At 64.3% G+C, this 18284-nt stretch carries 19 protein-coding genes; 12 read left to right on the forward strand and 7 right to left on the reverse strand.

All coding sequences use genetic code 11. The annotated features are described in order from the left end of the window. Positions 1-64: 64 nt before the first annotated feature. Complete coding sequence (locus C8J47_RS10105) at positions 65-1666, forward strand: efflux transporter outer membrane subunit (RefSeq protein WP_121885844.1); 1602 nt, start codon at positions 65-67, stop codon at positions 1664-1666. Positions 1667-1926: 260 nt separating this feature from the next. Here the strand turns inward: C8J47_RS10105 and C8J47_RS10110 are convergent, their stop codons facing one another. Beyond that, positions 1927-2508, reverse strand: a complete 582-nt coding sequence (locus tag C8J47_RS10110; protein ID WP_121885563.1) for a transcriptional regulator — start codon at positions 2506-2508, stop codon at positions 1927-1929. A gap of 5 nt (positions 2509-2513) precedes the next feature. Further along, a complete protein-coding gene (locus C8J47_RS10115; RefSeq protein WP_121885564.1) occupies positions 2514-3653 on the reverse strand; it encodes a Gfo/Idh/MocA family protein in 1140 nt (379 codons plus the stop codon). Positions 3654-3823: 170 nt separating this feature from the next. Here C8J47_RS10115 and C8J47_RS10120 point away from each other — a divergent pair, with 170 nt between their 5' ends. The 4 genes from C8J47_RS10120 to C8J47_RS18905 all read left to right on the forward strand — a co-directional run bounded on the left by C8J47_RS10120 (position 3824) and on the right by C8J47_RS18905 (position 10008). Continuing rightward, positions 3824-6475, forward strand: a complete 2652-nt coding sequence (locus C8J47_RS10120) for an EAL domain-containing protein (protein WP_121885565.1) — start codon at positions 3824-3826, stop codon at positions 6473-6475. 235 nt (positions 6476-6710) lie between these two features. After that, the gene (locus C8J47_RS10125) at positions 6711-7427 is read left to right on the forward strand and encodes a haloacid dehalogenase type II (RefSeq protein ID WP_121885566.1); all 717 of its coding nucleotides are present in this window, start codon (positions 6711-6713) and stop codon (positions 7425-7427) included. A 443-nt stretch (positions 7428-7870) separates the two neighbouring features. After that, positions 7871-9757 carry a ribonucleoside-diphosphate reductase subunit alpha gene (locus C8J47_RS10130; protein ID WP_404969268.1) on the forward strand — a complete coding sequence of 629 codons (1887 nt, stop codon included), beginning with the start codon at positions 7871-7873 and terminating at the stop codon, positions 9755-9757. A 20-nt stretch (positions 9758-9777) separates the two neighbouring features. Next, positions 9778-10008 carry a hypothetical protein gene (locus C8J47_RS18905; RefSeq protein WP_147454309.1) on the forward strand — a complete coding sequence of 77 codons (231 nt, stop codon included), beginning with the start codon at positions 9778-9780 and terminating at the stop codon, positions 10006-10008. Between the two features lie 88 nt (positions 10009-10096). Here C8J47_RS18905 and C8J47_RS10135 read toward each other — a convergent pair whose 3' ends face one another. Next, the gene (locus C8J47_RS10135; protein ID WP_107952002.1) at positions 10097-10357 is read right to left on the reverse strand and encodes a DUF2171 domain-containing protein; all 261 of its coding nucleotides are present in this window, start codon (positions 10355-10357) and stop codon (positions 10097-10099) included. Positions 10358-10434: 77 nt separating this feature from the next. Between C8J47_RS10135 and C8J47_RS10140 the strand changes: the two genes are divergently transcribed. From C8J47_RS10140 to C8J47_RS10160, 6 genes are all read left to right on the forward strand, one after another. Further along, positions 10435-10617 carry a hypothetical protein gene (locus tag C8J47_RS10140; protein ID WP_259467477.1) on the forward strand — a complete coding sequence of 61 codons (183 nt, stop codon included), beginning with the start codon at positions 10435-10437 and terminating at the stop codon, positions 10615-10617. Then, positions 10614-10802, forward strand: coding sequence for a hypothetical protein (locus tag C8J47_RS10145; protein WP_147454310.1), 189 nt, complete (start codon positions 10614-10616; stop codon positions 10800-10802). The genes C8J47_RS10140 and C8J47_RS10145 overlap by 4 nt, the downstream gene beginning before the upstream one ends. Positions 10803-10814: 12 nt before the next feature. Further along, positions 10815-11867, forward strand: a complete 1053-nt coding sequence (locus tag C8J47_RS10150; protein WP_121885569.1) for a ribonucleotide-diphosphate reductase subunit beta — start codon at positions 10815-10817, stop codon at positions 11865-11867. A 4-nt stretch (positions 11868-11871) separates the two neighbouring features. Continuing rightward, positions 11872-12423 (forward strand): hypothetical protein, encoded by a 552-nt coding sequence (locus C8J47_RS18910; RefSeq protein WP_147454311.1) that lies wholly within the window; start codon positions 11872-11874, stop codon positions 12421-12423. 244 nt (positions 12424-12667) lie between these two features. Beyond that, positions 12668-13216, forward strand: coding sequence for a hypothetical protein (locus tag C8J47_RS10155; RefSeq protein ID WP_121885570.1), 549 nt, complete (start codon positions 12668-12670; stop codon positions 13214-13216). 4 nt (positions 13217-13220) lie between these two features. After that, on the forward strand, positions 13221-13685 hold the full coding sequence (locus C8J47_RS10160) for a hypothetical protein (RefSeq protein WP_147454312.1): 465 nt from the start codon (positions 13221-13223) through the stop codon (positions 13683-13685). Here the strand turns inward: C8J47_RS10160 and C8J47_RS19505 are convergent. Together C8J47_RS19505 and C8J47_RS10170 are read right to left on the reverse strand one after the other, a co-directional pair. Next, on the reverse strand, positions 13672-14460 hold the full coding sequence (locus tag C8J47_RS19505) for a thermonuclease family protein (protein WP_259467478.1): 789 nt from the start codon (positions 14458-14460) through the stop codon (positions 13672-13674). The two genes, C8J47_RS10160 and C8J47_RS19505, sit on opposite strands and share 14 nt — an antisense overlap. Positions 14461-15303: 843 nt before the next feature. Next, positions 15304-15975 (reverse strand): opacity protein, encoded by a 672-nt coding sequence (locus tag C8J47_RS10170; RefSeq protein ID WP_121885572.1) that lies wholly within the window; start codon positions 15973-15975, stop codon positions 15304-15306. Between the two features lie 286 nt (positions 15976-16261). On the opposite strand from C8J47_RS10170, the gene C8J47_RS10175 reads away from it, so the two are divergent. After that, a complete protein-coding gene (locus tag C8J47_RS10175) occupies positions 16262-16489 on the forward strand; it encodes a hypothetical protein (protein ID WP_121885573.1) in 228 nt (75 codons plus the stop codon). Positions 16490-16534: 45 nt separating this feature from the next. Here C8J47_RS10175 and C8J47_RS10180 read toward each other — a convergent pair whose 3' ends face one another. Together C8J47_RS10180 and C8J47_RS10185 are read right to left on the reverse strand one after the other, a co-directional pair. Continuing rightward, positions 16535-16879 (reverse strand): DNA primase, encoded by a 345-nt coding sequence (locus C8J47_RS10180; RefSeq protein WP_121885574.1) that lies wholly within the window; start codon positions 16877-16879, stop codon positions 16535-16537. Between the two features lie 79 nt (positions 16880-16958). Beyond that, positions 16959-18218 (reverse strand): multidrug effflux MFS transporter, encoded by a 1260-nt coding sequence (locus C8J47_RS10185; protein ID WP_121885575.1) that lies wholly within the window; start codon positions 18216-18218, stop codon positions 16959-16961. Between the last annotated feature and the right edge of the window lie 66 nt (positions 18219-18284).

The following is an 18284-nucleotide window of genomic DNA, read 5'->3' on the forward strand; positions in this document are numbered from 1 at the left end:
TTCGGCGTCTCTCCCTCTCCCAATTGGGAGAGGGAAGGAGGCGCGCAGCGCCGGGAGGGTGAGGATGCTTCTGCTGCTCGCCGCGACCTCAGCCCTCGCCGCCTGCTCGCTCGCGCCGAAATACGCGCGAACCGAGCTCCCCGTCCCGCCGTCGCTGCCGATCGGCGACGCCTACCTCCGCCAGTCCGAATCGACGCTGCCAGCGATCACCTACCGCGACGTGTTCCGCGACCCGCGGCTCCAGCAGATCATCGTCCAGGCGCTCGCCAACAACCGCGATCTCCGCGTCGCGGCCGCCAACATCGCCTCGACCCGCGCGCAGTACCGCATCCAGCGCGGCGACCTGTTGCCACAGGTCGATGCCAGCGGCCGCTACACCTATTCGGGTGGCGGCAACGGCACGCGCAACACCGTCACGAGCGGAACGGGTAGTGGCACAGGCACAGGCACCGGGACTGGCACCGGGACGGGCGGAACGGGTACCGGGACCGGCGGAACCGGCACGGGCACAGGTACGGGCGGCGTCGGGACGGGCACCGGTTCGACCGGATCGGTCGTCAGCTCGTCCAGCTCGAACAGTTCTTTCTCGGTCGACCTCGGCACGACGTCGTTCGAGCTCGACCTGTTCGGCCGCATTCGCTCGCTGACCAGCGCCGCGCTCGATCGCTATTTCGCGACCGAAGCCGCCGCGCGCACCACTCGCCTGACGCTGGTCGGCGACATCGCCGATGCATGGCTCACCTACGCGTCGGACCAGAGCCTGCTCAAAATCGCGCAGGACACGGTGACGAGTTCGCAGCGCAGCGTCACGCTGACCAACGCGCGGCTGCGCGGCGGCGTCGCCCCACGCACCGATCTCCGCCAGGCGCAGCAGATCCTGTTCACCGCGCAATCCGACCTCGCGCAGCAACGCACCGCGCTCGCGCAGGACATCAACGCGTTGCAACTCCTCGTCGGCGCGCCGGTAGACGCGGCACTCCTGCCCGCCTCGATCGAACAGGCGCTACCGACCGTCGCCACACTGCCGGCCGGGCTCGACAGCAGCATCCTCCTGCGCCGTCCCGACGTCGTCGAGTCCGAATACCAGCTCCGCGCCACCAATGCCGAGATCGGCGCAGCACGCGCGGAACTGTTCCCGAAGATCTCGCTGACCGGCATCCTCGGGTTCGCCAGCACCTCGCTCACCTCGCTGTTCAGCGGCGGCGCGTTCAACTATTCGGTCGCGCCCTCGGTCAGCTACCCGATCTTCCGCGCGGGCGCCGGGATCGCCGGCGTCGCTTATTCGAAGGCGCAACGCGACGCCGCGCTCGCGACCTACGAAAAGACGATCCAGACAGCGTTCCAGGAAACCGCCGACGCGCTCGCACGCCAAGGCACGATCGCCGACCAGTTGAAAGCGAACCAGAACTTTTCCGAAGCGGCGCTGGACACCTACCGCCTGTCCGACGCGCGCTATCGCGGCGGGATCGACACGTTCCTGAACTCGCTCGACGCGCAACGCTCGCTCTACACCGCGCAGCGCAATCTCGTCGCGACGCAACTCGTCGGCGCGAGCAACCGCGTGACGCTGTACCGGGTGCTGGGCGGGGACTCGACGCTGGAAGCCACCGCCGGCGGACCGCAACCGGTGACGATGAGCGGTGCACCGCGAGCTGAGACGAACTGACGCAAGGGTATCGCGTAGAGGTGTCGGCGCCCGTCGGGCCTCGTTGCCCTCGACCAACTGCCACCTCCCCGGCGGAGGCCGGGGCCCAGTTGGAAAGGTCGCAGTAACGGCGGACCGCGCTTCGTTAGCAACGTCCCCCAACTGGGCCCCGGCCTTCGCCGGGGTGGCGTAATGGTCCTGATAATCGTGGCAACCCCCTCCTTGTTCTCCCGCGAAGGCGGGAGCCCAGTCTGGGTCCCCGCCTTCGCGGGGAGACATGCTTAGGCCGGGTCCGTAGCTTCCACGGTAAAGGTCCACAATCCCGCCCGCCGCACGGCCTCAGCCTTCACCTCCAGCCACTGCGTGCGCTCCGCCACCGCATCGGCCAGTGCCCGGTGATCCGGCACCCGTCCATTCCGCCGCTGCGACACCGCGCCGACCACCTCCCGCGCCAGAGCCTCCCGCACCGCCGCCAGCTCGACGCCCGAAAGACACGCCCGCGCCGCCTCCAGTTGCGCCTCGTCGCTATCCCGCAACCGCAACACCCGCCGCGGCTGCCCGCCCACGCGCAACAGCGCGCTCAGCCATTTGCCATCCCAGGACGGCGCACTCGCCAGCAGGTCATGCCCGGCCAGCGCCTCGACCATCCGCGCCGCCACGACCACGTGATCCTCCCCCGTGTCCTCCAACTCCTGCCGCTCGATCCCATGGATAGCCTGCGCCGCCGGATCCCAGTCGGTCCACTCGGGCGCAGGCTTGATCAGATGGCTCTCCGATGTCCCATCCTCGAACACCCACGCCACCTCGATCGGGTAGCTCTTCTTCCCCAGCGACGACGCTTCGAAATCGAGGAAGGCGAGCATCCCGCTCAGCCGGTCGGGCTGGCGGCGTTGACGAGCGTCGGCTCCTTGATCGGCGACAAGGTCTGCACCTGATCCCCCGAAATCCGCCGCGAGCGCACGAACGGCGGCAACGTCACCGGCCCACGCGTCCTCAACGCCTCCAGCACGCCCTCGATCACGCGCAGATCGGCAAGCCCCTCCTCCGCATCGGGCTCGGGATCACGGTCTTCGAGGATGCAGTCGGAGAAATAGCGCATCTCACCGCCGAACTGGTCGGTTGGCTTGAAGCTCTCATGGCTCTTCTTTTCGCCGATCGTCACGCGCTGTTCCATCGCGTCGCCGAAGCCGTATGCCGGGTCCATATGGATGCTGCCCTTGGTGCCCGAGATCGTCAGGCTGTCGACATTGTTCGCCGCATAGGAGACGGTGAACTGTGCCAGCCGATCGCCGGGAAAGCGCAACGTCACCGCGAACGTATCGTCGAGATCGCCCAGTCCCAGGTCGGGATGCCGCGTCGCGACCGCCGAGACCACTTCGGTCGGCTCGGCCCCGAACAGATAGCGCGTCGCGTTGATCGGATACGGACCCATGTCGAACAGCGGCCCGGCGATGACGCCGTTCTTCACGCGGTGGTTGGCCGGATCGACCTTCTGCGTGAAGCACGAAGTGAACGCGATCAGCTCGCCGAGTTCACCAGCCCGGATGCGCCGGATTGCGTCGAGCGTCGACGGCTCGAAATGCAGCCGGTACGCGGTCATTAGCTTGGCCGACGACGCGCGCTCGGCGTTACGGATCGCCTCCGCCTTCTCGACCGAAATCTCCAGCGGCTTCTCCGACAGAACATGGATGCCCGCCTTCAGCGCAGGGATCGCGAACTCGGCATGCCGCCAGTTCGGTGTCCCGAGATAGACTGCATCGATCAGCCCCGATGCCAGCAGTTCGTCGAACTGGTCGTAGCGATAGGTCGCCTCGACGCCGTATGTCTTGCCGAGTTCACGCGCCTTGACCGGATCGTCGGTGACCAGTGCAGTAATCTCCGAATTGCCGGTATGCGCGACGCCGGGCATCATCGACGCCTGCGAGATGTCGCCGAGCCCGACGATCGCATAACGGACCTTCTTCTTGCCGAGACCGAGTGCGGACGCGATCGTCGAAACCGTAGTCATGGGGATACCTCGTGATGCTGGGAGTCCCCCGCTCAACGCGGCAACCGCGATAGCTATCCCATCGCCCTCACATCGGCACACGGTTGGCGGTGGCCCGACGGTGATCGAGAATGGTTCGTTAACCTAGATCGCAGACCATCTCGGCAAGGTATCCACGCCATACCGGGTCTATGTATGCTCCCCTCCCCGTTGCCGATCGCCGCGCCCGAGATCGAGCGCCTGCGACCGCGCTGTTCGGTCTGGCGGAGGAGACGCGCGAACAGATCGCAGCATTGCAGGATCGCAAGATCGATCAGGTCGCCGCAGTGTGGCCGTATACGCTGGCGACGCAGGTCGTCGCGGGCGCGATCCTGATCGCCACGTGCGTCTGCGCACCGGCCAGCGCCGGGTTAGCCGCGTTCGCTTCGCTCGTCGGAATCCACGTGGCGGTCGTCGCTACGGTGTCGGTCGCGCTATTGTGCGTGCTGCGCGTCCCGGCGCTGCGGCGATGGCGCCCGTTCCGGCGCAACCGGATGATCACGCTCGGCGTCGTCGCGATGTCGGCGCTGCTGGCGTCGCTGCTCTGGACCACCATGCGGATGCCGTCAGGCCCGCTCCAGATCGCCTGTTTCACCGCGGTCGCGGGGACGATCCTCGTCTCCGCGGTGAGCATCCACGCGGTCCGCGCGGCGACCCTCGGCTTCGGTGTCGGCCCGGTCCTCGCGGTGGCGGCGCTGACCGGGCCGGGCGTTGCGCTCGTCATGGCGCTGCTGGGCCTCGTCGGTCTCGCGGTCGTCACCCGCAAGCTTGCACAGGTCGACCATGATCGCGAACTCGATCGCACCGAACAGGCCAGCGCCGGCGATCTGGCGGTCCGGATGATCGCCGAGTTCGAGGGCGAAGGCACCGGCTGGTTCTGGGAAGCCGATCGTCAGGGCAAGATCACCTATCTGTCGGCCAAGGTGGTCGACGATCTGGGTCTTGCCGGCGGCGCGATCGGCCAGCCGCTCACCGGGTTGTTCAAGATGGACAGCGATGCGCCAGGCACCGAACGCACACTGGCCTTCCACATCGCATCGCGAACCTCGTTCTCCGACTATTCGGTCCGTTCGGCGACCTCGGACGGCGAGCAATGGTGGTCGATTTCGGGACGCCCGGTGGTCGACGAACTCGGCCGCTTCCAGGGGTTCATCGGTTCGGGCAGCGACCTGACCGAAAAGCGCAGGTCCGAAGCCGAGATCACGCGACTGGCGCTGTTCGACGGCTTGACCGGGCTCGCCAATAGGCAGCGGATGCGGCTGTCGCTCGACAAGACGCTCGCGCAGCTGGCCGGGCCGTACCGCGCCACGTCGCTGCTGCTGATCGATCTCGATCGGTTCAAGGCGGTCAACGATACGCTGGGTCATCAGGCCGGCGACGCGCTGCTCAAGCTGGTCGCGCAACGGCTGCAACGCGGGGTCGGCGATGCCGGTCTGGTCGGGCGTCTGGGCGGCGACGAGTTCGAGGTCGTGCTGCCCAGCATGGACAATCGCGACACGTTGGCGGCATTGGCGCGTGACCTGATCGCGTCCTTGTCGCAGCCCTATTCGGTTGCCGGCACCGCCGTCACGATCGGATGCTCGATCGGCATCGCGATCGCACCCGGCGATGGCAACGATGCGGAAACGCTCGTCCGCAATGCCGATCTGGCATTGTATGCCGCCAAGGCCGACGGCCGCGGCGTCCATCGCTTCTTTTCGGACGACATGCTCGCGGGTGCCAAGACGCGCAAACTGCTCGAAGACGATCTGCGCACCGCCGTCGCGACGGGCGCGTTCCACCTCTGTTACCAGCCCGTCGTCAACACGAAGACGACCCGGGTGGTCGGTTACGAGGCGCTCATCCGCTGGAACCATCCGACCCGCGGCTTGGTCTCCCCCGCCGATTTCATACCGGTCGCCGAGGAGTGCGGGCTGATCGAGGCGATCGGCGAATGGGTCCTGCGCACCGCCTGTATCGAAGCCGCACGCTGGCCCGACGCCATCCGCGTCGCGGTCAACGTATCGCCGATCCAGTTCGCCAACCCGGTCCTGCCCGCGCTCGTCACCAGTGCGCTCGCCCGGTCGGGGATTTCCGCCAACCGCCTCGAACTCGAGATCACCGAGGGCGTGTTCCTCGACGAGACCAGCTCGTCCGAACAGATGTTCAAGTCGTTGAAGGGGATCGGCGTCCGGCTCGCGCTCGACGACTTCGGCACCGGTTATTCGTCGCTCGGTTATCTGCGCAACGCCCCGTTCGACAAGATCAAGATCGACCAGTCGTTCGTGAAGGGCGCCGCCGAACCCGGCAACCGCAACGCTGCGATCATCAAGGCGATCGTCACGCTCGCCGACACGCTCGGGATGGAGACGACGGCGGAAGGCGTCGAGATCCAGGACGAGATCGATCTGATCCGCGACCTCGGGTGCAGCCACATCCAGGGCTATGTCTATGGCCGCCCGGTCAGCGCCGAGGACGCGTTGCTCCAGTTGGCCGCGGAAAACGGGATCGCCACCCCGAGCGGCTTCAAGGTCAGTCGCGCGCCGCGGACCAAGATGCTGCGCTCGGCCGGCATCCTCATCGACGGCGTCCGCGGCGACGTCCGCATCCGCGATATCTCGACCTCCGGCGCGATGATCGACGGCATCGCGGTCGATGGCGATCCCGACGGGCTTGAGATGTTGATCGAACTGGTCGAGGACCAGATGGTGCCCGCCCGGATCCGCTGGGCGCACAACGGCAAGGCCGGGATCGAGTTTCACGAGGCGTTCAACCTCGCGAAGCTGAACCAGACGCAGGGCTTCCGTCTGCGCCGGACAGGGTAAGCCAGCAGCGCAATCGGGCGGCCGGAAGGCGGAACTACGGGTGCCCCATCATATGCCTTGAAGGAAACGGCGCCGGCCGCCGTCGGATATGTAACCCATCGTCATCCCCGCGGAGGCGAGGACCCATATTCTCTAGCGCCAGCATTTTACCGCGAGGCTTGCCCGCACGGGTTCCCGCCTGCGCGGGAATGACAGATACAGGGTCGAACGGTACAGGTGCCGAAGGAGATTGCCCATGCCGATCAAAGCCTTGGCCTTCGACGTGTTCGGCACGGTGGTCGACTGGCGCTCGGGGATCGCGCGCGACGCACGCCCCGTTCTGGCCGCTCTCGGCCGATCCGATATCGACCCGCATCGCTTCGCGGACGGTTGGCGGCATCGCTATCAGCCAGCCCTCGAAGAGGTGCGCAGCGGGCGGCGTCCGTTCGTCATCCTCGATACGCTCCACCGTGAGGCGCTCGAGGATCTGCTGCATGAGTACGCGATCGATCCGACAACGATCGACGAGGCGACGCTGGTGCATCTGACCAAGGCCTGGCACCGGCTCGATCCGTGGCCGGACTCGGTCGAGGGCCTCACCCGCCTGAAGACCCGCTACCCGATCGTCACGCTCAGCAACGGCAACATCGCGCTGATGGTCGAGATGGCGCGGCGTGCGGCGCTCCCCTGGGATGCGATCCTCGGCGCCGAGGTCAGCCGGGTCTACAAGCCGTTGCCTGAGGCGTATCTCGCAACCGCGCGCACGCTAGGCATCGATCCCGGTGAACTCTGCCTCGTCGCCGCGCATCACAGCGACCTCGCCGCGGCACGGGCCTGCGGATTGATGACCGCGTATCTCGATCGCCCTATGGAATATGGCGGCCGCCCCGCACCCGATGCGGACCAAGCACAGGACTGGGATCATGCCGCCATCAGCATCGCCGCGCTCGCCGACCGCCTCGTCGGCGCCTAGAGCCTCAGACCGCGCGCGCAGATTCCGCGAGCAACATTTGCCATCTTTCCACTCTAAATAAATTTTCGTTCCCGCTTCGCCCCCTTGCGCTTCGCGAACCCCGCAGAAGTCCACGCGTCGCGAATATCCCGCTCGGCCAACCCGCGTCCGAACGCGACGAACCGAGCCCCCTGCACCCTGCGCACCCCCTTGCGTCTCTTCGCGCTTTGGCACAATCTCTTGGGGTTGCGTTCGGGGGCGGACCCAATCGCTGGTAGAACAACCCTCGCATAGCCATATGCGATATGACCGTAAGCGCGCCTTCCACCGCCGCGATGGTCACTTTTTGTTCTCCCGTTAGGGGCCGTCCGATGGTAGCATGGCGACATGACGCCGATTCGAACGAATACAGAACACTAGGAGCGGTTTCGATGGATTTCAGAGACAGCAGCCGGGATAGCGACATGACCACAGACACGATCGAACAGACCATCGCCACGCCGGAAGCCGAGGCCCCCAAGGCCCCGCGCCAGGCGCAGGACAGCCATTCCGTGCGCGCGCAGATCTACCCGGTCGAGGTCGATCACAGCCGCGACGCGCTGCTGACCGAATTCGGCAAGGACACGCTGAAGGATCGCTACCTGCTCCCGGGCGAGAGCTACCAGGACCTGTTCGTCCGCGTGGCCTCCGCCTACGCCGACGACGCCGGCCACGCGCAGCGGCTGTACGACGCGATCTCGAAGCTCTGGTTCATGCCCGCCACGCCCGTTCTCTCGAACGGCGGCACCGGTCGCGGCCTGCCGATCTCGTGCTACCTCAACTCGGTCCCCGACAGCCTCGGCGGCATCGTCGACACCTGGAACGAGAATGTCTGGCTCGCCTCGCGCGGCGGCGGCATCGGCACCTATTGGGGCAACGTCCGCGGCATCGGCGAGCCGGTCGGCCTCAACGGCAAGACCAGCGGCATCATCCCGTTCGTCCGCGTCATGGATTCGCTGACGCTCGCGATCAGCCAGGGCTCGCTGCGCCGCGGTTCGGCCGCGGTCTATCTCGACGTCTCGCACCCCGAGATCGAGGAATTCCTGGAAATCCGCAAACCCTCGGGCGATTTCAACCGCAAGGCTTTGAACCTCCATCACGGCGTGCTGATCACCGACGCCTTCATGGAAGCCGTCCGCAACGGCGACGAATGGCATCTCCGTTCGCCGAAGGACCAGGCGATCCGCGCCACCGTCGACGCGCGCTCGCTGTTCCAGAAGCTCGTCGAGACCCGTCTCCAGACCGGCGAGCCGTACATCGTCTTCGCCGATCACGTGAACAAGGCGATGCCGAAGCATCACCGCGAACTCGGCCTCAAGGTCTCGACCTCGAACCTGTGCTCCGAGATCACGCTGCCGACCGGCAAGGATCACCTCGGCAACGAGCGTACGGCCGTGTGCTGCCTGTCGTCGCTGAACCTTGAGACATGGGATCAGTGGAAGGACGAGAAGGGCCTGATCGAGGACGTCATGCGCTTCCTCGACAACGTGCTGCAGGACTATATCGACCGCCACGAGCCCGGCATGGAGCGCGCTGCCTATTCGGCGGGCCGCGAACGCTCGGTCGGGCTCGGCGTGATGGGCTTCCACTCGTTCCTCCAGGCACGCGGCATCCCGTTCGAGGGCGCAATGGCGAAGTCGTGGAACCTGCGGATGTTCAAGCACATCAGCAGCCAGGCCAACGAAGCCTCGATGCAGCTCGCGATCGAGCGCGGCCCCTGCCCCGATGCCGCCGACGTCGGCGCGATGGAGCGGTTCAGCTGCAAGATGGCGATCGCTCCGACCGCGTCGATCAGCATCATCTGCGGCGGCACGTCGGCATGCATCGAGCCGATCCCCGCGAACATCTACACGCACAAGACGCTCTCGGGCAGCTTCTCGATCAAGAACCCGTATCTCGAGAAGATGCTCGCCGAGAAGTCGAAGAACTCGGACGCGGTGTGGAACTCGATCCTCGAACAGGGCGGGTCGGTCCAGCATCTCGACTTCCTCTCGGTCGAGGAAAAGGACTGCTACAAGACCTCGTTCGAGATCGACCAGCGCTGGCTACTCGAACTCGCCGCGGATCGCACGCCGTACATCGACCAGGCGCAGTCGCTGAACCTGTTCATCCCCGCGGACGTGGAAAAGTGGGACCTGCTGATGCTCCACTTCCGCGCGTGGGAGCTCGGCATCAAGTCGCTCTATTATCTGCGCTCGAAGTCGGTGCAGCGCGCCGGGTTCGCCGGCGGGGTCGAGGCGGACAACACCATCGACCTGCGTCAGATAGACGTCGAGTCGAAGGATTACGATGAGTGCCTTGCCTGCCAATAATATAATTGAGGATTGATTTCATGTCGCCAAAGATGCTTCGTTTTATTGCCGAGTCTTGTGGCTTCGTAGGAATCGCCGCAATTGTAATATGGCTTGTATTTGGCGAATGGCTCTCGCGCCTCTCTACTGAGAAGCAGGTTACATTCTGGATTGCGATGGGCGTTATCGTAATTCTTCTGATTGGTGGAGTTGCAAAGCGAGCCTTGCACATTTTCCACCCGGAAAGTGACGATGCGCGTGAACTTGTGTGAATCTATTAAACAAAAAACCCCGGCCCGCACGACGCGGACCGGGGTTCGGGCAGGCTCGGCGGTACGCGTAAAGCGTACCGCCCGCGGCTCAGGCCTCTTCTTCGAACGTCACCGCCACGTCGGCGTTGGCGGAAAGCCGGACCTTGCCGTCCTCGATATCCGCGACCAGCCCGAGCGAGATGAAGTGATGATGCCCTTCATGGCTGCCCTTGCCCTCGACGACCTGCGCGCCGGAGTCCTTCTTGGTCAGCTTGATGCGGTTGCCTTCGACCTTGTCGACGGTACCGACATGGACGCCGTCCGCGCCGATGACTTCGGCATGTTCCTGGATCTTGGTTGCATCGACCATGGTCGTTCTCCTGTTTGGGGTTCGGGTGCTGAACGCGCGCCGCGCGAGTTGGTCGCATGACGTATGGTTCAGCTATCATGTTCGTGGTCGCGGCCGTGCTCGGAATCGTCGGCGTCGCGATGCTGCTCCGTCTCCGCTCGCCGAGCATCACCGAACCCCAGACCTACGCGTTCCGCATGATCGGCATCATGCTCACCTCGGGCGCGATCGTCCTCGCCATGTCCGCCGCCGCCATGTGGCAGTGGAGCACCGAGACATGACCCTCTCGCTGAACGACGTACTCGATGCGCTACAATTGGCCGCGCTCGTCTCGTTGCTGTACGTTCTGACCAAGCCAACCCGTTTTACCACTTCGCAGCGGGACACCATGCGCATCGCCGCATCAACCGCCCTCATTCTCACCGGAACGTTGCATCTCGCGCTACGCTTCCATCTCATCGTTTGACCGGAGCCTACCATGTCCCTCCTTCACGCCTCCAAGCAGTACAAGCCGTTCGAATACCCTTGGGCGTTCGAGTTCTGGAAGCGCCAGCAGCAGCTCCACTGGCTCCCCGAGGAAGTGCCCCTGGGCGAGGATTGCCGCGATTGGGCGCAGAAGCTCAGCGATCACGAGCGCAACCTGCTCACGCAGATCTTCCGCTTCTTCACGCAGGCCGATGTCGAGGTGCAGGATTGCTACCACGAGAAATACGGCCGCGTGTTCAAGCCGACCGAGATCAAGATGATGCTGACCTCGTTCAGCAACATGGAGACGGTCCATATCGCCGCCTACAGCCATCTGCTCGACACCATCGGCATGCCCGAGAGCGAGTATGGCGCCTTCCTCGAATATGCCGAGATGAAGGAAAAGCATGACTACATGCAGCAGTTCACCGTCGACAACGACGAGGACATCGCGCGCACGCTCGCCATGTTCGGCGGCTTCACCGAGGGCGTTCAGCTGTTCGCGTCGTTCGCGATGCTGATGAACTTCCCGCGCTTCAACAAGATGAAGGGCATGGGCCAGATCGTCACCTGGTCGATCCGCGACGAGAGCCTTCACTGCGAGGGCATCATCAAGATGTTCCACACCTTCTGTCAGGAGCGCCAGTGCCTGACCAAGGCGGTCAAGGACGACATCGCCGACGTCTGCCAGACGACGATTCGCCTCGAGGACAATTTCATCGACCTCGCGTTCGAGATGGGCCCGGTCAACGGCATGACCCCCAAGGAGATCAAGAAGTACATCCGCTTCATCGCCGACTGGCGCATGACTCAGCTCGGCCTGAAGCCGATTTACATGATCGACGAGCACCCGCTGCCCTGGCTCGCGCCGATGCTCAACGGCGTCGAGCACGCCAACTTCTTCGAACAGCGCGCCACCGAGTATTCGAAGGCCGCGACCAAGGGCCAGTGGAACGACGTATGGGATTCGTTCGACAAGCGCCAGACCGCGAAGAAGGGGCCAATGGCTAACGTGGACCTGAGTGAGGTTCGGGACATGTTCAGCGATTCGGTTGCGGCAGAGTAATCAGGTGATCAAGGTAGGGCGGTGGCTTGGATATGCGGGCGCAGCAATAATACTGGCGGCCATTTTTTGGCTTGGCCATGTTTCGATTGATTTGTTCATTGCCGCTCCAGCCACCGTCCGCCTTGGCGTTTTGACCGCGGCGGTATCTGTATTAACGTTTGTATTTAATAACTCTCGTCAGCAGACACGTGAGATAAATTCGAGACAGTTTTCCGACAAACGGGAAGCCTATCAAAAGTTTTTTGACTTTCTTTTTGAGATATTCTCGGCTCAAAAGAAAGGGATCGAACATAGCGATGATGATCTGATAGAGCGAATGCATAATATAACGAAAGGATTGATGGTATGGGGGAGCGCAAGAACGATAAATCAATATAACCAGTTTATGCGAAATGCGATTAACCCTCCTGAAAATCCATTAGACCAGTTTAGAAATGTCGAAAGTCTTCTCAAAGCGTTTCGTCAGGATTTGGGTCACGACGATCGAAAATTAGAGGCCTTTGGACTCTCGAAATTAATACTAAAAGCCGATGAGCATGATAAATTGAAATCTTAGCGCCTATTAACCTATTGCCGCTGGAGATAATCGCTGGCGCAGGCCTCGGTGAAATATAGCGCAACTTTACTGTTGAGCTTTTTAAACGACCGTACTGCCAGTTGATCCGCGGCCGATGTGATCGCACGCAACAGCGTAGTGACACGACCACTCGCCGATCCCGCGTATTTAGCACTCGGCCGCCAAGCCGAAGCTTGACTCGCTGAACTCACTTACGGCACCACGTTTATGGGAGAAGACGACGATGCCAGACGTTTACAAGATCTTCATCGGAGGTGGCGGCGACGACTGGTTCAGTCACATCGTAGAAAGCTATGCGGAGCAATACCGCAAGAGCAATCCGACGTATCAATGTCCGTATTTCAGCTGGACCGCCGGTAGCGGAATCGTTTCTACACTGGAAAACGCTGCAAAGGGCAGCTTCATCACAGTGATCGGTCATAGCTACGGCGCGGATACCGCATTTTCCGCAATCCAGCGTGGACGCCCAGTCAACACGTTGATCAGCATCGATCCGGTCGGCCGGTTTCGACCTGCTTGGGCCACGATCAGCGGACGCTGCCTCACCTGGCTAAACGTTCGAGCGGAACCGTCCGAAGGGAATCGCTCAACCGACGATACGATCGCAAGCCTTGGCGGCAAATACCCGCCCCCACCCGCACCGGGCCAACCGGGCGCTCCCACCTATGCCTTGACGGCGGACGCGACCCATGGTGCGTTCTCGCAAATGATGCGAACTTCCACCTCGAACGGTATCAGCGGAAAGTCGCTGCTCGGCGGCCATGGCGTCTAGTCGCATGGCGCGTGTCGCACGTATCGTAGCTGTAGCGCTGGCGTTGCTGGCGGCGGGGCTGGTGATAGCAATCGCTTTGCTGTTCCCTTGGGGACCCATTTCCGGACTGAGAGTAGAGAACGCTCGTCGCACTACCGCACCGCCACGGATCGTGGTCATCTTTTCGACACCGACCACGATCGAGGCGATACTGAAGCGCAAGCGTGCCGGATTCATCAGAGCAAAGTTGTCGGACTGCCGCACCGGCGACACCTTGGCGAGCGAGGTCGTGGCCCAGCGGGCAGGCTATCTTCGCGACGATGGTCGCGTCCAACGCCGGCCCCGCCCCTCTTCGCCGGCCAGCTACGTGGCGATCTTCGACGACGTTACCGATCGACAAGGGCAATTATGCTTCTCGCTTGATGGCGGCAGCATGTGGGCCGGCAAACTCTGGTCGGACCAGATACCGCTGACGCTTACACCCGGCTGACCGCGCACCACCCGGCCCGCTTGCCGCCACCATAACGGCGCGCGAGACCGTGGCGGACCAATAAGGCCCCCAGTGACACCCCGTCGCGCTCGACGATGCGCAGTTTGCGGCCGTAGCGATCGACGTCGCGCTTGATCGGGGTCAGCGTGAAGGGGCCGGCGTTGAGCAGCGCCTGCATCTTCAGCGTCGCCGCCTGCCCCAGACGCGCTTCGCGGGCGCAGCGCGGCGGGTGGGTCTCCGGCGTGTCGATGTCGGCGATGCGGATCTTGGTACCCGCCATCCAGAACGTGTCGCCGTCGACCATGCAGTCGATCCGCTTGGCGTGGCCGCAGATCGTGAAGCGCGCGGAGACCGCCTTGCCGCCCGAGAGCGCGTACGCCGCCGCCGCCACGGTCGACGCCGCGCTGGCGACACCCGCCGCGGTGGCGAGCGCGCCGGTGGCTGTGGTGGCGGCACCGGCCTTGGTCGCGGTGCCGGCAGCCGCGGCTGCAGCGGACGACGCCTCCGCCTTGGCGGCATCCGCCGCCTTGCTCCAGCCACCCGGCACGCGCAGATGCCCGGCGGGCCAGGCGATGCCGAACCCGGTCGGCCATTCGATTTTCAATCCCGGCGGCACCAGCGCCGACCAGTCGATCTGGCGGATCACCGGCATCATCAGCCCGAGCAGCACGCCGTAGAACACCAGGCGGAGCTGCAGCAGCACCCCCGGCGCGGCACCGCGGCCCGAGCCACCGCGGCGCGTCGCACCGGCACGATCGCCACTGAGCAACCGCATGAAATCAAACACATACTCCATCGTCCGTCGCGCGTACGCGCGCGCGCGAGGATGTCACCCTCACCCCCGGTCGCATTGCGCCGAGCGGAGTCGGAAACGAGGCGAACGCATCGTGAACATCGAGTGCGGTCGGTCGCCGACGGCAAACCGCTTCCGCCACACCGATCCGACATCGATCCTCATGGCTTCGCGAGTATCCCATCCGCCCTTTGCCATGCTCACCGAAAGCGCCCGTCAAGGCGGGAAGCCGCCGTGCCCCACCGCAGGTAGGCATATCGTGGAACTGCCACCACGCTTCACGGGGGAACGACGCGTGCAAATCGGGTCGAAGCGCGGTCGCGATCCGGAAAAGACGTCCTGCCCCCTAGGGGCATCCGCTCGGCAAGGGTCCGCGTCCCGTGTGCGAACGGTGCCGACGACGACAGCGCGCCGGTCAGCCGCGCTTTCCGGCTGGCCCCGATCTTCGCCAGCAACGACGCCGAAAGGTTGCGGGACGCTCTGCGAGAGGCAGCTCGACATGGCGAGCGCATCGTGCCGGCCACGAAAGCGATCGACACACCGAGAGGCAGTGGCGCGCCCCCTGTGCATGACGAGGTTTTGCTGTCCTACACCGCGCGACCGTGCGCAGATCGGCGCATGGCCCCGCACCCTCCCCAACCGGATCGACCCCCAATTGATCGACGACGCGTGCAGGACATGCACGGTATCGCGCCAGCGTCTGCACTTCGTGCACTTCCAGCGCCCAACCCGTTGAAAACGCCAGATACACGAAGGGCGGGAAGTGTTGCCACTCCCCGCCCCCATGCCGTCACATCAGGCCTTGCCCGTTGCCGGGCGCAAGGCTCAGAAGTGCGTGATGATGCCGAGCATCGGACGGAAGCTCTGCGCCGTGCCGAAGGTGTTGACCTCGGCGCGGATGCGGAAGCCGGCGTTGCCGGTGATGCCCTTGAGGCCGATGCTCTGCGGACCGACTTCTGCGCCGATGCCGTAGGTCACCGCGTTGTAGTCACGGTTGGTGCGGCCGCCATTGGTCGAGAACTGCGCGAAGTGGTCGAAATTGACCCACTGGTAGCCGACCTTGCCGTAGAAGATGCCGCTGTCGCCGGCGCGGAAGCCGAAGCGGCCTGCTGCGCCATATTCCCAATCGATGTTGCCATCGACGCCCTTGATGACGTTGCCTTCGACACCGACGAAGACCGGGCCGAGCGGCACGTTGACGCCGACGACGCCCTGCACCAGCGCGCCGTCCGCGCGGTAGTTGTTACGGACCGAGCCGTCCGAGTTCAGCGCGCGCGGGATGCCGTGGTTGCCGACGTTGTCGAACTGCTCCCAGCCGCCCATGATGCCGACATAGGGCTCGATCCCGAACGCCTTGGAGCCGTCGGGAGCGGCTGCTTCGCCGGGGGCTGCGCTGTTGTCAGCGGGAACCGGGGCCGGGGCCGCCATGTCCTGTGCGAAAACAGGCGCTGCGAATGCGGTGGCAGCGAGGACGAGAGCCAGGGAAAGCGTACGCATGGAAATAGACCTTCTATCGTTGATTACGTGGCCCCCGTCCGACGATGTGCGGCTTGGTCCAGGCAAGTCGAAACCGGCGGGCGTCCGCTTTGTTGCAACAAAAAGAGCGCGAACCCCGGAACCTTCCAAAGGTGTTGCAATGCAGCAACGCTTCCTGTCGCCGCGATGAACATATCGTGGCGAACTCAAGGCAATAGTGGCAGAAATGCAGCGGTAGATCACGTTAGCGGAGTCGTTAACCGTGTCGCTCAAGATCGTCGCAACGATCAGCGGATAGGCCATCTGCATGGGTTTCGCGCGTCTTTTCCGCAGTCGCTGGGCGGCGGTGTTCTGGTCGGCGGGAATCCTGTGGACGGCGTATGACATCGCCGACAGCGCACCCGCTCCAGCCCCCGAAGCGGCATCGCCGAACGCCACCGCGCCAAAAACCGATGCAGGCGAGCCGGCCACGCAAGATGCGACCGGCTCGGGGTTCGACATGCACGATTTGCAAATTCTCGCCAACGCGGGCTGACGGCACCGGAGATCTTCTCCCCATGCCCGCCAGCCCGGCGTTCGTTCAGGGCTTCATCGCGACGTCGTCGGCATCCTTCAGGTCTTCGTCGTCGTCGATCGTGTCGTCGTCGAGTTCGTCCTGGACGTCGTCCTCGTCCATGTCGGCTTCGTCCATCGTCACCGACGAGTCCGTCTCGCCGACCTCTTCTGAGTCCATCTTGGTCTCGTCGATCGACTCGTCGTCGGTGTCGTCTTCGCCCAGATCGGGTTCGAGGTCGGTCAGGATGATGCCGTCGCTCGGCCCGTTGCGCGTGGCTTCGAGGATCTCGGCGCGCTGGCTCTCGTCATAGCCCTCTTCGTCATAGCCGTCGTCGCCCGAACCGGCACTCGGCACCTGATGTCCGCCCATGGTCACACTCCCTCGTTCCAGGACGCCTGCGTTTTGCAGGCCTACCGGATGCGAACGGTGGACGCGTGCGGTGGTTCCTTCAAGCGCGGACGGGCGCCGTCGACGCAGGCCGAAACAGGCGACCGCGTTCGGTGATCAAAATGGACACAAGCGCGGCGAGCCCTGCGAGCAGGAACCCGCCGACCAGCGGCACGGTGGTGCCGTCGAACGCCTGCCCGATCAGCGCGCCGAACACCGCGCCGACGGTGACGCTCAGGAACCCCTGCACGCTCGACGCTGTACCGGCGATCCGCCCCATATTCTCCATCGCCATCGCCGAGAAGTTCGACGTCGCCAGCCCGAAACAGCCGAGCGTAAGCGCCTGGAAGACCGCAAAGCTGACCAAAGTCTCGAACCCGATCTCGATCGCGAACAGGTGGACGAGCGACACCAGGATCAGCACCGACAGCGCGCCATGGCTGATCAACCGAGTCCCCAGCCGCATCACGATCCGCGAGTTGAGCAGATTGCACGCCGCCATCGTCACCGACGTCGTCGCGAAGATCAGCGCGAGCAAAGTCGGCTTGTGGAACACGTCCGCCATGATCTGCTGGATCGAATTGAGATAGCCGTACAGCGCGCCCATCAACGCAGTCGAGGCGAGCGTGTAGCCGAGTGAATTGCGATCGACGAGCGTCTGCCGCCAGTCGCTCAGGATACGTCCCGGCGTGATCGGCAGGACGTCTTCGGGCGCCAGCGTCTCGGGCATCCGCAGGTAGAACCAGATCAGCACGCCCAGCGTCAGCACCGCGACCGTCCAGAAGATCGCGCGCCAGTCGCCGAACTGCAGCACCGTCCAGCCGAACGTCGGCGCGAGGATCGGGACGATCATGAACACCATGAACGCAATCGACATCACCCGCGCCATCGCCCGCCCGTGATAGCAATCGCGGACCAAAGCGATCGTCGCAACGCGCGCCGCGGCGATCACTGCGCCCCCGAATGCACGCGCCGCCAGCAGCAGCGTGAAGCTGCCCGCAGTCGCGCACGCGACGTTGGCGATGATGTACAGGACGAGCGACCAGAGCAGCACCGCCCGCCGCCCGAACCGATCCGCGAGCGGCCCGTGGACGAGTTGCGCCGCACCGAACCCGATCACGAACGCGGTGACGACGAACTGCCGCCCGTTCTCGGTCGCGACGCCGAGCGAGTCGCCGATCGCCGGCAGTGCTGGCAGCATCGAGTCGATGCCAAGCGCAGTCAGCGACATTAGCGAGGCGACGAGCGCGACGAACTCGACGAAACCGATCGGCGCGCCGCGCATCGCTGGCGCGTCGGATTGGGGATCCTGGGTCTGCATGATGCGTGCGCCTTTACCCGCTCGGCTGGTCTTGCGGAACCCGCTAACCGGCGCAGTTCCGAGATG

Source organism: Sphingomonas sp. PP-F2F-G114-C0414 (genome assembly GCF_003688595.1).
In the GTDB taxonomy this organism is placed as follows: Bacteria; Pseudomonadota; Alphaproteobacteria; order Sphingomonadales; family Sphingomonadaceae; genus Sphingomonas.

Bases quoted from the DNA above. Each gene is read 5' to 3' on its own strand.
- C8J47_RS10105 (WP_121885844.1), top strand. From the start codon at position 65: ATGCTTCTGCTGCTCGCCGCGACCTCAGCCCTCGCCGCCTGCTCGCTC.
- C8J47_RS10110 (WP_121885563.1), bottom strand. From the start codon at position 2,508: ATGCTCGCCTTCCTCGATTTCGAAGCGTCGTCGCTGGGGAAGAAGAGC.
- C8J47_RS10115 (WP_121885564.1), bottom strand. From the start codon at position 3,653: ATGACTACGGTTTCGACGATCGCGTCCGCACTCGGTCTCGGCAAGAAG.
- C8J47_RS10120 (WP_121885565.1), top strand. From the start codon at position 3,824: ATGTATGCTCCCCTCCCCGTTGCCGATCGCCGCGCCCGAGATCGAGCG.
- C8J47_RS10125 (WP_121885566.1), top strand. From the start codon at position 6,711: ATGCCGATCAAAGCCTTGGCCTTCGACGTGTTCGGCACGGTGGTCGAC.
- C8J47_RS10130 (WP_404969268.1), top strand. From the start codon at position 7,871: ATGACCACAGACACGATCGAACAGACCATCGCCACGCCGGAAGCCGAG.
- C8J47_RS18905 (WP_147454309.1), top strand. From the start codon at position 9,778: ATGTCGCCAAAGATGCTTCGTTTTATTGCCGAGTCTTGTGGCTTCGTA.
- C8J47_RS10135 (WP_107952002.1), bottom strand. From the start codon at position 10,357: ATGGTCGATGCAACCAAGATCCAGGAACATGCCGAAGTCATCGGCGCG.
- C8J47_RS10140 (WP_259467477.1), top strand. From the start codon at position 10,435: ATGTTCGTGGTCGCGGCCGTGCTCGGAATCGTCGGCGTCGCGATGCTG.
- C8J47_RS10145 (WP_147454310.1), top strand. From the start codon at position 10,614: ATGACCCTCTCGCTGAACGACGTACTCGATGCGCTACAATTGGCCGCG.
- C8J47_RS10150 (WP_121885569.1), top strand. From the start codon at position 10,815: ATGTCCCTCCTTCACGCCTCCAAGCAGTACAAGCCGTTCGAATACCCT.
- C8J47_RS10155 (WP_121885570.1), top strand. From the start codon at position 12,668: ATGCCAGACGTTTACAAGATCTTCATCGGAGGTGGCGGCGACGACTGG.
- C8J47_RS10160 (WP_147454312.1), top strand. From the start codon at position 13,221: ATGGCGCGTGTCGCACGTATCGTAGCTGTAGCGCTGGCGTTGCTGGCG.
- C8J47_RS19505 (WP_259467478.1), bottom strand. From the start codon at position 14,460: ATGCGGTTGCTCAGTGGCGATCGTGCCGGTGCGACGCGCCGCGGTGGC.
- C8J47_RS10170 (WP_121885572.1), bottom strand. From the start codon at position 15,975: ATGCGTACGCTTTCCCTGGCTCTCGTCCTCGCTGCCACCGCATTCGCA.
- C8J47_RS10175 (WP_121885573.1), top strand. From the start codon at position 16,262: ATGGGTTTCGCGCGTCTTTTCCGCAGTCGCTGGGCGGCGGTGTTCTGG.
- C8J47_RS10180 (WP_121885574.1), bottom strand. From the start codon at position 16,879: ATGGGCGGACATCAGGTGCCGAGTGCCGGTTCGGGCGACGACGGCTAT.
- C8J47_RS10185 (WP_121885575.1), bottom strand. From the start codon at position 18,218: ATGCAGACCCAGGATCCCCAATCCGACGCGCCAGCGATGCGCGGCGCG.